At 42.4% G+C, this 11,790-nt stretch carries 11 protein-coding genes; 10 read left to right on the top strand and 1 reads right to left on the bottom strand.

Features of this window, described 5'->3' with window-relative positions; translation table 11 throughout:
- Positions 1-21 precede the first annotated feature (21 nt).
- From HRR27_RS02375 to HRR27_RS02390, 4 genes are all read left to right on the top strand, one after another.
- Entirely contained in the window at positions 22-993 is a 972-nt protein-coding gene (locus tag HRR27_RS02375) for a recombination directionality factor (protein WP_173270371.1), read from the top strand.
- A 32-nt stretch (positions 994-1,025) separates the two neighbouring features.
- The gene (locus tag HRR27_RS02380; RefSeq protein ID WP_173270374.1) at positions 1,026-1,868 is read left to right on the top strand and encodes a DUF932 domain-containing protein; all 843 of its coding nucleotides are present in this window, start codon (positions 1,026-1,028) and stop codon (positions 1,866-1,868) included.
- A 20-nt stretch (positions 1,869-1,888) separates the two neighbouring features.
- Complete coding sequence (radC, locus tag HRR27_RS02385) at positions 1,889-2,386, top strand: RadC family protein (protein ID WP_173270377.1); 498 nt, start codon at positions 1,889-1,891, stop codon at positions 2,384-2,386.
- 123 nt (positions 2,387-2,509) lie between these two features.
- Complete coding sequence (locus HRR27_RS02390) at positions 2,510-3,433, top strand: RpnC/YadD family protein (RefSeq protein WP_173270380.1); 924 nt, start codon at positions 2,510-2,512, stop codon at positions 3,431-3,433.
- An 86-nt stretch (positions 3,434-3,519) separates the two neighbouring features.
- On the opposite strand, the gene HRR27_RS02395 is transcribed toward HRR27_RS02390, so the two are convergent.
- Complete coding sequence (locus tag HRR27_RS02395) at positions 3,520-4,731, bottom strand: site-specific integrase (protein ID WP_173270383.1); 1,212 nt, start codon at positions 4,729-4,731, stop codon at positions 3,520-3,522.
- A gap of 118 nt (positions 4,732-4,849) precedes the next feature.
- Here HRR27_RS02395 and HRR27_RS02400 point away from each other — a divergent pair, with 118 nt between their 5' ends.
- The 6 genes from HRR27_RS02400 to HRR27_RS02425 all read left to right on the top strand — a co-directional run bounded on the left by HRR27_RS02400 (position 4,850) and on the right by HRR27_RS02425 (position 11,789).
- On the top strand, positions 4,850-5,425 hold the full coding sequence (locus HRR27_RS02400; RefSeq protein ID WP_173270386.1) for a helix-turn-helix domain-containing protein: 576 nt from the start codon (positions 4,850-4,852) through the stop codon (positions 5,423-5,425).
- Between the two features lie 110 nt (positions 5,426-5,535).
- Positions 5,536-5,844, top strand: a complete 309-nt coding sequence (locus HRR27_RS02405) for a type II toxin-antitoxin system RelE/ParE family toxin (RefSeq protein ID WP_173270389.1) — start codon at positions 5,536-5,538, stop codon at positions 5,842-5,844.
- A gap of 3 nt (positions 5,845-5,847) precedes the next feature.
- Positions 5,848-6,129, top strand: coding sequence for an addiction module antidote protein (locus tag HRR27_RS02410; protein WP_173270392.1), 282 nt, complete (start codon positions 5,848-5,850; stop codon positions 6,127-6,129).
- Positions 6,130-6,358: 229 nt separating this feature from the next.
- On the top strand, positions 6,359-9,385 hold the full coding sequence (locus HRR27_RS02415) for a beta strand repeat-containing protein (RefSeq protein WP_173270396.1): 3,027 nt from the start codon (positions 6,359-6,361) through the stop codon (positions 9,383-9,385).
- Positions 9,386-9,570: 185 nt separating this feature from the next.
- Positions 9,571-11,103 (top strand): methyltransferase regulatory domain-containing protein, encoded by a 1,533-nt coding sequence (locus HRR27_RS02420; protein ID WP_173270400.1) that lies wholly within the window; start codon positions 9,571-9,573, stop codon positions 11,101-11,103.
- A 365-nt stretch (positions 11,104-11,468) separates the two neighbouring features.
- Positions 11,469-11,789 (top strand): hypothetical protein, encoded by a 321-nt coding sequence (locus HRR27_RS02425; RefSeq protein ID WP_173270403.1) that lies wholly within the window; start codon positions 11,469-11,471, stop codon positions 11,787-11,789.
- Position 11,790 lies beyond the last annotated feature (1 nt).

The following is an 11,790-nucleotide window of genomic DNA, read 5'->3' on the forward strand; positions in this document are numbered from 1 at the left end:
GTTATTTTAAGGAGCATCCAAATGTTAAAAGGACTCATGCTGACCCCGCCGGTCATTGGACGTATTTCCATCGGTCAAGTGGTGGAGAAAAACGGCAAACGTCTGCCGCAAAAAGACGATCAATTTACGCTGACCTCTCAACTGCAAACCTCGGACGGTTGGTTAAAGCATCCGCTGGACGAACAGTTACGAGCACAGGACAAGGCAGGCAAAAAGCTCAGAGAGATTCCGGTGCAATTGCTGTTTAGTGATCCCGATTTGAATCTACGTGCCGAATACAGCTTTTTTGAGCGAGACACCGGACGTCCGTTTTGTGTCGGTAATGGCGAAACCTGCCAACGCAGAACACCGAGCGGCATTGAAACCCTACCTTGCCCCAGTCCTGAGGCGTGTGAGTTTGCCAGTGGCTATTGCAAGCCTTATGGTCGCTTAAACGTGATTGTTGAGAACCCAAGCACAGAGGGATCCGAAGATTCCCAAGACTCTCAAGACCCTCTAGGTAGCTTTATATTCCGTACCACGGGCTTTAACTCCATTCGCACCTTGGCGGCACGCCTGCAATATTTTGCAGCGATCTCTGGTAAGCGTTTAGCCTGCTTACCGCTGGCGTTAAAACTTCGAGGTAAGTCCACCCGACAAAGTTATGGTCGCCCAATCTACTATGTGGACCTGACTTTACGCTCTGGTTTATCACTGGAAGAAACCCTTGGCATTGCCCAAGCCATTGATGAACAACGCCAAGCAATGGGCTATGACCAAGCGGCTCTCGATCGTGCTGCCAAAAAAGGTTATCAGCAAGGTGCCTTTGAAGAATCTAGTGATGAAGCGATGGACGTGGTGGAAGAGTTTTATCCAGAACTTCATGCTCAAACGATCACGCCTGTTACTCACGCTCAACCCACTCAATCAAATGGGGTCAAAGCGGTCAACGGCAAATCCACCCCATCCCGATTAGCTCAAGCCGTGCAAACGCAAGTGACTGCACAGCAATAACCGAATCTTTATTCCAATTAAGGAGAACCATCATGGCGATGAATATTTTAACCGACAATCAACTTTACCAAACCGCTCCTGCGATCTTTGCAGAATCACCGGATCATGCCGTTTCAGAGCGGTATGGCTTTGTACCCACCATTGAGGTGATTAATGAACTCAAAAACGAGGGCTGGTATCCGGTGCGTGCACAACAAACCAATGTACGAGATCAAGACAAACGCCATCTTGCTAAGCACATGATTCGTTTTCGCCAAGACCCAGATCGACAACTCACCATTGGGGATTCCATTGCGGAATTAGTGTTGACCAACTCCCATGATCGCAGTTCAGCCTATCAACTGGACTTAGGCGTGTTTCGCTTAGTGTGTCTCAATGGCATGGTGGCGAAAGCGGGTGATTTAGGAGGGATTTGCGTCAAGCATGGTAAAAACGTCGTGGACAATATCCTGGAGGGTTCCCTAGCCCTTGCCAACCAAGTGCCGCAAATCTCTGAGTCGGTTGAAAACCTACAATCCACCTTAATCTCAAATCTTGAGAGTCAGATGTTTGCCCGAGCTGCGTTACATCTGCGTTATGGCGAACACTGGCAAGCACTGAGTCCTATCAGTAGTGATGCCTTATTGCAAGCCCGACGCAGTGAGGACAAGGAGCCAACGCTTTGGAAAACCTTTAATCGCGTGCAAGAGAACCTGATGAAAGGCGGTCTTATGGGGCGCTCTCAAACTGGACGACGTACTCGCACCAAAGCCATTGCCTCAGTGACCGAAGATGTTCGATTGAATCGCGCTCTGTGGCAACTGGCGGATGAGTTCTCCAAACTCAAACACACTCAACCTGTAACACCTCGCACACCTCTGTTACTCAATGCTTAAACTTAGTAAGGAGAACACTTATGCTACCACACCCATTTAAAGCCCATGACAGTCAAGGGCATTATCAAATCAACCAACCTGTCCATTCACAGGACATCATTAAAATGGCGAATTATTTGACCCGTCAACGCCTGAAAAAAGGTACAGATCTTTCCAGTCCTGAGAAGAGTTATGACTACTTGCAAACGCTTTTACAAAACCAAGAGCGAGAAGTGTTTGGGGTGATTCTGCTGGACCAACAACATCGCATTATCCAATACCAAGAACTGTTTCAAGGTACGATTAATCAAGCCAGTGTGTATCCAAGAGAAATTGTGAAACAGGCTCTCATGAATAATGCAGCTGCCGTCATTCTGGTGCATAACCATCCAAGCGGGGATCCAACACCCAGCATGGCGGACAAGCAGCTGACCCAAATCATCAAAGAAGCCCTAGCTTTAGTGGATATTCGCACCCTTGACCATCTTGTAGTTGGGCATGAAGGCTATCGCTCTTTGGCGAAAATGGGTTGGCTTTAAGCTAAACTAATTGAAAAACCTCTTGCATGGGGTTTTTCTTTTTTTTTGCAAAAGAGGGCAAAGCTATGGCAAAGTCTGTATTGTGGTAATATCGATATATGAAGTTCAAGGTATAAAAATCTCATGTCCAATTCCATTGGAATCAAACCGACACAAGACCATGATAGTCCCTGGAAAGAAGCTTTGGAACTGCGCTTTCCTGAGTTTCTAGATCTGCTCTTCCCAAGTGTTGCTCAGCTAGTCGATTGCACAAAACCGATTGTGTTTTTGGATAAAGAATTGCAAAAAATTATGCCTGAAGCGGAACAAGGACGCACCTATGCCGATAAATTGGTGCAAGTCCATCTTAAAGACGGTGACACGACTTGGATATTGATTCATGTTGAAGTCCAAGGTGAACCTGAAAAAGCCTTTGCAAAACGAATGTTTCAATATAACTACCGCATTCAAGATAAATATAATCGAGATGTCATTAGCTTGGCGGTGTTGAGTGATACCCATGCTAGTTTTAGACCTACTCGTTACGAGCATAGTTTAGCGGGATGCCGCACCGTGTTTGAATACCCAACGGCAAAGTTGCTCGACTGGAAAGAAAAGGTGGATGAATTGCTTGCCAGCGAAAATGTGTTTGCGCTGATAGTGGCCGCACAACTGTACGCCAAACTCATTCCCAATGCTGAACAGCAGCTCGATGCGAAAGCGAAGTTGATTCGATTGTTGTATGAAAGAGAATATTCACGAGATCAGATTATTGAACTCTTCCGTTTAGTTGACTGGATGATTCGATTACCTGATAATTTAGCCATTGAATTTAAAGAGATTGTCCACCAAATCGAGGAGGAAAAACAGATGGCGTATATCACATCAGTAGAGCGTCTTGCTGCGGAGGAAGCAAAGTTAGAAGGTAAATTAGAAGGCAAGTTAGAAACTGCTTTGCAAATGATTAAAGAGTTTCATTTGTCGGCCCAAGAAGTCGCTGAAAAATTGCAGTTGCCGCTTAAAGACTTAATGGAGCGCCTAAAGCACTCAGAGAGCAACGACAGCTAATCTAAGGCAAGACAAAGAAAAACGCCTCCTAATTTGGAGGCGTTGGTCTCTCAGGGGTCGGTAAAAAAGTCGCTAAACGGACCATGTTATTTTGCCTTGACATCCCCTTCGATCAAAGTAACGTCATTGACGTTATTGGGCATACGGTTCACTAAAGGCACCATATTGGTGGCGGTGTCCGCTGCACTGCGTAAAGAGTCCTGAGATAAATGGGCATAGCGCTGAGTAGTCTTCACCTGAGTATGACCAAGAATTTTCTGAACTTCATAAAGCGAGCGTCCGCCGTTCACTAAGAAGGACGCAAAACTGTGACGTAAATCGTGTATGCGAAGTTCTGGCATCCCTGCACGTTTACGCACCACATCCCAAGCGTAGAAAATGTGCTGATAAGGTTTTTTAGTGTCAGGATTCGGAAACACCCAGTCACAGCCTTCATATCGTGGCACCTGTGCTAATAAATCCATCAAGCCATCCGTCATCGGCACATGGCGAGTTTTACCTGACTTGTTAAACTCAATCGTCCAGATACGCTGATCAAAATCAAAGTCCTCCCACTTTGCTTTAAGCACCTCATTTTTACGAGCGCCAGTGAGCAGCAAAGCACTGACAATGTACTTGAGCATAATTGAGCGTGAAGTCTCCAGCGCTTCAAATAAGCGTGTAGCTTCCTCCTTGGTTAAATAACGCTCTTTGGCATTATTCACCGGATACAGATCAATCCCTGTCGTTGGATTCTTCTCAATCGGAATCTCCCACTTGATTGCCAGATTAAAGATATAGCGAACCAGAATAATGATGCGGTTGGTTGAGCCCGGCGCATGAGTTTCACGGTGCTGAGTAAAAATCGAAATCAAATCACGTTTTGTAATCTCATCCAAACGCTTTTTGCCTAAAGCTGGCAACAGGTGATTCTTGAGCAACGAGACATCGGTTTTCCACGAGCGTTTACGGCTTTTAATATGTGGAAGGTAGAGTTGCGCAATGAATGCTGCAAAGGTTGGGATGCGCTTTTTATCTTTTTTTGTTTGAAAAGGGTCATTTCCTTTTTCTAACTCAGATAAGTATTCTTTTGCCATATCTCGAGCATCTGATACGCATACAGTCCGACCGTCGGCAAAGCGGGTTTCTTTGCGCTGTCCATGTTGATTTAAATAACGTAAAGACCAAGAAGCTCTTCCAGATGGCTGAACTTTAAATAGTAGGCCTATTACTCGTTCATCGAAATAATCGATTTTTGTTTTATCAGGAGGGCAGGTTGCACTGCTGATAAACTTTTGGGTAAGCAAAACCTTTGGCATGGTAAGCTACCTCCTATAAATTAAATTAAAAGATGGTTTTCATGTGTTAAGTTAATATATTGTGTGTTTAGCAGAAATAAATTAACTTTAATGTGAAGGTTAAATAAAAGGTATGATTGTGTCAAGTGAAGATTTGAGGCCTGCGATTCTTTTACGGGCGGCGAGAAATATTTTTAATATGAGTTTAAAAGAGCTTGGGCAGCAAGTTGATGTCAGTGCTGTGGCTGTGGGAAAGTGGGAAAATGGCGATGCAATGATTAAGGCAAGTACGTTTAATGCGCTACAAAAATTTTTTAGAGAAAATGGTATTAAGCTTAGTACTGATCAAGAAGGAGAGGCTGTTATTTATGTCACTCAAGAAGCTATTGATCGTGTTACTCAAAACCCGAAAAAGCCAAAAATAAAAACGTTGTTGGAAATCTATCGAGATGAAAAAAGACCTAGACCTCATATTGAAGCCTACGATTTAGAGAGTGTTTTGAGTGTAGAACTTGAAAAACAAGTGGAGAGAGATCCAGATTTTTTAAAACACCTTCTGGAACAAGCAGGAAGGGATGATTATGATCGACAGCATCCTTTATCATTGTTTGCCGATGCATTATTGTCAGTTCACAGAACTAAAAATTTATTTAGCATAGATATAGATGCAGAAATTAAAGAGCAATTGAAGAAAGTGGATGACCAAGCTGATTGAGTTTGAGCAAATACATTTAAGCGTTAGACATTGAGAAATATCGGTGTTTATGAATCAGTTTAATTTGAACTTAATGGTATTTAAGTAGCTTGTAGGCTACAATGTAGTATATGAAGTACAAAATTCTCACAACGACCACTTTTGATAAGTGGCTTTCCAAACAGAAAGATCGGCAAGCAGTAAGAGCAATCGCTATGCGAATTGCGAGAGCGGAGCAAGGAAATTTTGGTGATTCTGAACCTGTTGGAGAGGGTGTAAGTGAGATGCGTATTTTTATTGGAAAGGGCTATCGCATTTATTATGTTGTTCGAGGTGAAACGGTCGTATTACTTTTGAATGGTGGAATCAAGAGTAATAAAAAGCAGCAACAAGAAGACATAGCCAAAGCCAAACAAATCTTTCAGGAAATTGGGGAGTAAACCATGGTCGAGAAAGTAAAACCATTTAATCCATTCGATTACTTTGAAACTCAAGATGAGATCAATGCTTATTTAGAAGAGTGTTTTCGTGATGAAGACCCAAATGTATTTGTAAATGCATTAGGGCACTTAGCAAAACACCATGGCATCAGCGAAGTATCAAAAGCAACTGGCTTGAACCGCGAAAGTCTTTATAAAACTTTTGGCGGTAAAGTTCAACCAAAGTGGGATACGATTGCAAGAGTTATGCGAGCATTGCACGTTGATATGAGGGTAGCGGTTTAGTCCTTGATGAAGTAGATGTGTGGTAGAAAATAAAATATCTACTTATTTCTTTCTAACCAGTTGAAAGTAAATGTAAATTTAATTTTTAATTGAGTGATAGTACATCGGTGACCTTTGCCAAAAAGTAGATTAGCGGTAGATATGCTAAAACCGTCCGCTCATCATAGCTTGAAATACTAATAAAAACAATGGGTTGTAGTGCTTCAGTATTTGTTCGTTGACTACAGGTGTGGATACAATCACTGGTACTTCTGCTAACGATACAATCAATGCTCTTGATACTACATTGACTGGTCTAGACACTATCACTGGTGGTGATGGTACAGACACAATGATATATAACGATGTTGCTGGTGGTAATGATAATGGTGCATCAGTAACTGTTTCAGGTGTTGAAGTACTAAACATGCGTTCTTCAGCAGCGGCTGATATGACCACTAGTGGTTGGACAGGTCTAGAAACAATCAACGCTACTCAAGGTACTTCAGCAGGTATTACTGCTGCAACAACGACTGATGTAAATGTTTCTGGTATTGCTGGTGCAGTAGCTGTTGATGGTGGTAAAGATATCGCTGTCACTGTAGCTGCAACAGGTACAACTACTACTATCGGTGCTACTACTGGCGCTGCTGGTACAGTAACTGTAACAGATACAGCTCAAGCTGGTTCTGATATTGCTGTTGATGGTGGTAATGATGTAACAATCACAGCTTCAGGTAACACTGGTGGTGATATTGACGTAGGTCAAGATGCAACTCCGATTCTGCCTACAGGTGCTGTAGTTGTTAGTTCTACTGGCGTTTTAGATGATGCTGGTATTGCTGGTGCTGATGATGTAACTATGGGTGATATCACTGTTGAAGGTGGTTCTACTGTTACTGTAACTCAATCTGCTGGTATTACTGATGCTCAAGTTACTGCTGCATTGACAGCTGTAACGAACGATACAGTAACTCAAGGTGATGTAACTGTAACTGGTGGTTCAGCTACAACGTCTGTAACTGTAAATCAGGATAAAGCTCAAACAGTAACAAACACAGCAGCTCCTAACAACACTGAAAACAAAATCGGTATTGTTGCTGGTGATGTTGTTATCAACGATAAAAACGCAGCATCATCTACTGCAGCTGGTACTATCACAACTGTTGCTGTTAAAAATGCGGGAACTGTTTCAGTAGATTCAAGTGCATTAACAACTGTAAACCTTGAAGGTACAATGACAACTGTATCTCTAGAACGTGGTGATTTAACTGCAACTCCTTCAGCAAATACGCTAACAGTTAATCTTGATGGTGTGAGTGCTACTTCGATTACTGATGCTGAAGCTGCAAAAGATGATGGTTTTACAACTGTTAACATCGTTTCTAGCAACAATTCATCTACTTTAAGTGGAACAAGTTCATTTGTAGATGCTACAACTGTTAACATCTCAGGTGACGCTGCATTCACTTCTGCTGGCGAAACATTAACTTCTGTTACAGCAATCAACAACACCAACACTGGTGGTGTGACTCTAGGTACAGAACTTGGTAACGCAGTAGTATTTACAGGTACAGCGGGTTCAGGTGATGACTCAATCTTGCTAGGTGCAAACACTAAAGCAACTACAACTGGTGCTGGTAATGATACTGTAACTCTATCTGTAGCTGCACTAGGCACAGCAGGTACAGTGGATGCAGGTACTGGTGATGCAGATACGTTGGTTATGTCAGGTGCAAATGCGATAACAGCAACAGCTACAGATGTTTTTGAAGGCACTGTTTCTGGTTTCGAAAGATTAACTACAAATGCTGTCGCAACAGGCACAATCAATCTTGCTAACCTTGATGATATTAATTACATCAATGTTGCTGGTACTGCTGGTACTCTTTTGCTTTCAAATGTTTCTTCTGGTGTAACTGTTAACGCAAACGCTGGTTCAGCGGGTACAATCAATGTAACTCAAGTTACAGATGGTACTGCTGATACAATCAACTTCGGTATGAGTGCCGCTACTGCTCAAACAGTATTTGCGCTAGGAGCTTCTGAGTTCGAAACAATTGCTATTGCTTCTGATGATTCAGCAACTACAGCGACAGGTATTGCTCATGTTGTAACTACTCTTGATGCAACAAATGCTACAGCATTAACAATTGCTGGTGATGCTGGTATGACAATTGGTACTTTAACAGGGACTAAGTTGACATCTATTGATGCATCAGGTGTGACTAAAGGTGCAGTTACATTGACTACTGGTGCATTAGCTTCAGCGGCAACTATCAATGGTGGTGCTGGTGATGATGTAATCAGTGCAGCAGCAGCGGTAGCAGCCGTTACTTTGAATGGTAATGCTGGTAACGACACTCTAACTGGTGGTACTAAAGCAGATACTATCAATGGTGGTGATGGTGATGATTTCATCTACGGTAACGAAGGTGCAGATACATTAACTGGTGGTGCTGGTGCAGATATCTTCGGTGTTGTAACAGCAGCGCACTCAAACGGTGTGAATGTTGATACTATCACTGACTTTACTGTCGGTACTGATATGATTGGTTTGAAAATCGGTGGTGGTAACGAAGCAGTTACATACCTTGGTGAAGCAGCTGCATATGGTGCGGTTCTAACATCATTCACTGGTGTAAATAATGAAGCAGTTCTTGATACCTCAACTAACACGCTATATGTCGACGTTGACGGTTCTCAGACACTAGATTCTTCTGATATTGCTATCAATGTTGGCGTAAGTGATTTATCTCAAACTGACTTTGCTACGCTTGGTACAGCTGGTGCAGATACTATCAGTGGTACATCAGGTGTTGACACTATCTACGGTCTAGGTGGTAACGATACTATTGTTATTGTTGATAACTCTGCAACATTGGCTGATGTATCATCTGATGCTAAGTCAATCAGTACTGTTGGTATGGATATTGTTAAAGATGCTGCTGCTGGTGATATCATTAACTTTACTGCTGCACTTGGTACTGATGCAAACTATGTTGGTGTTACCCAGGTTGCTGCAGGTGCGGATATCACAAAAACTGTTGCAACAACAGATGTGAGTGAGTTTTTAGGTCTTTATGACTATGCTACTAATACATTTATATCTACAACAACAACGGCTGCAGATTCAGCTTCTACAACTGATGTTGCTGCTACAATGTATTTGTATGCTACAGCTGATGGCACAACAGCTACTGATGGTTTAATTCTTATCGGTACTGGTTCACAGTTAGATGGCGCAATGGCTGCTGGTGTATTGACGCTAGCTTAATCCTAGACCCACGTCTAAGATGCCTTTTAGCCAACCTCTCACGAGTGCGGCTTAAGGTCAAAGCTAAAGACCCTCGTCTCTTCGGATTCGGGGGTTTTTTATAAGTGGATTTTGTTAAACTTACCGGCAGGTAAAGTTTAATAAAAAGTCTATTTATAAAAAACAACGCAATTTAGGATTCGTTTATGGAAAATTCGGGATATACCACCGATATTGAATATACCAGTGATTTTTATGGGGATTGGAGCTTATCCAATCTTGCCTTGCAGTGTGCTTTAAAAGGCATTCAAATGCCTAATATCCAAAATGCTTGTGAGTTAGGGTTTGGGCAAGGTGTTAACCTGAATGTTATGGCGGCCAGCAGTGACGTTCTATGGCATGGCACGGATTTTCTATCGGCCCATGCCGATAATGCTAAGCGTATGGCACAAGCCTGTGACAATCCTGTGAAGATTTATAATTTATCGTTCGAATACTTTGTTCAAGTGGACGATTTGCCTAATTTTGATTTGATTGTCTTACACGGCGTGTTTAGTTGGGTTTCCAGTGAGAACCAAGGCATTATTATTGACTTTATTACCAAACATTTATCTGAGACTGGCATGGTTTATATCAGTTATAACGCCCGCCCTGGCAGTGATGTCTTTAAGCCTGCACAATACCTCATGAACCAACTTCGTAAAGAGTTTTCAAAAAATCATTCGGAGCCTGAGATTCAGATTCAGCAGGTCACGCAGTTTATGCAGCAGTTTCATCAAACTACTCCTGGTTACTTAAAGGCTTTTCCAAGTATTGAAAAGCGTGTTCAAGGGATGCAAAATAAAGATCCGAAATACCTTATACACGAATACTTTAATGCCGATTGGAACAGTTTCTTTTTCTCTGAAATTTCACAGTTTTTTGAGCCGATTGGATTAAAATATCTTGGGCAAACCCGATTAACTGATGAATTGGCAGTGTTGAACTTTTCGCAAGCTCAGCAGCTGTTTCTAGAGGCATCTAAAGCAGCGGGGGCTTTAGAGCAAGATTTGAAAGATGCCATGTGTAATCGGCAATTCAGGCGGGATATTTGGATTAAAGCCCCGAGCCCGATGAATGGAGAAGCTTTGCAGAGTTGGTTAGAAACGACTGCAGTTATGTTGGCGACGCCCTATACGGCGATGGATTTGAAGCTTACTGGCGCAATCGGGTCTGCGACTATGGATAATGAACGCTATAAGGGATTGTTAGATCGATTAAGTGATTATCAAGCGCACCGTTTGGATGAGTTGTTACAAAAACTGTCGCTACAAACCTCTCAATTAATGGAAATGCTTGGATTGCTGCATTGCAAAGGAGTGATTGGTCTAACGTCGATTCAAGTGCCCGATGATCAGGGTCTTAATCGTTGCCAACGTTTAAATCAGGAAATGGTGAGTAAAGCGGTTCAGAACAATAGAGGTTGCTTGATTGTTTTACCCAAATTGGGATTGTGTTTGAATGTTGATTATTGGGTGAGCCTTTATCTGCATTTGTATTTTAGTGGTGAACCGCTGAAACAAGATCCGTTAGAGTGTCTGTATAATTATCTTCAAATCAATTCAGTCACGGTGCTGAATAATGGACAGCCCTTGACTGAAGAAAACGATATTCGCCTGTTTCTAGAACAAACTGTCCGAAACATCCAAGCCACAACTGTCTTAGAGTTTTTTGCAAAGCATCAAGTTATTGCTGGTTAGTTCTTAATGCAGCTCTTTATTGTTTCTACATTAGAAGTCTTCTCTTGTATGCAAAAGCCATGGGAGGCATTGGCAGCCAAACAATACACGAGTTTACAAAGTATTATCAAAAGGACACCCACTTTGAATCAAACCATTCATAAAAAAACTTAAGCAAGACGCTCCGCTACCAAAAGCCATTCGGCTTATGGGTACACACCACGCACAGCCTGCTGTTTTAAATTTGCCGTGCCGGCAAATTCCAGCAAATCCCGCATTGAATTTTCGAATTGAAAACTATCTATTTTCAATAGGTTAGTGTTCCTTTATAACTATTATTAAGCCTTGGATCTCCAAGGTTTTATTTGGTTAAAAAAGGAATGAACATGAAAAATTTAATCCGTACTTATGTCGACCCCATGCTTGAAGATCGACTCAAATTACTTGCCGAATCCTCTGGCGTTTCTCTGTCTGCGCTCACAGCTGAACTGATTCAAAAAGGGCTGGAATCTAGCCATATATCACAAAATGACACGGCCAATCTAATCTGGCTTGAAGAGCTTTTTTACCTTCAGTTTCTGACCCTTCAAATCGTTCTCAACTCTAGTGGGGTTGATGCGGAAAAATTTGCAGAGCTTAAATCTCAAGCTCGCCACTGGGCGAAGCAAAAATCCAGCTCTATCAATAACCAAGCGATGGAGGGCTAGA

Source organism: Thiosulfatimonas sediminis (assembly GCF_011398355.1).
Taxonomy (GTDB): Bacteria; Pseudomonadota; Gammaproteobacteria; order Thiomicrospirales; family Thiomicrospiraceae; genus Thiomicrorhabdus; species Thiomicrorhabdus sediminis_A.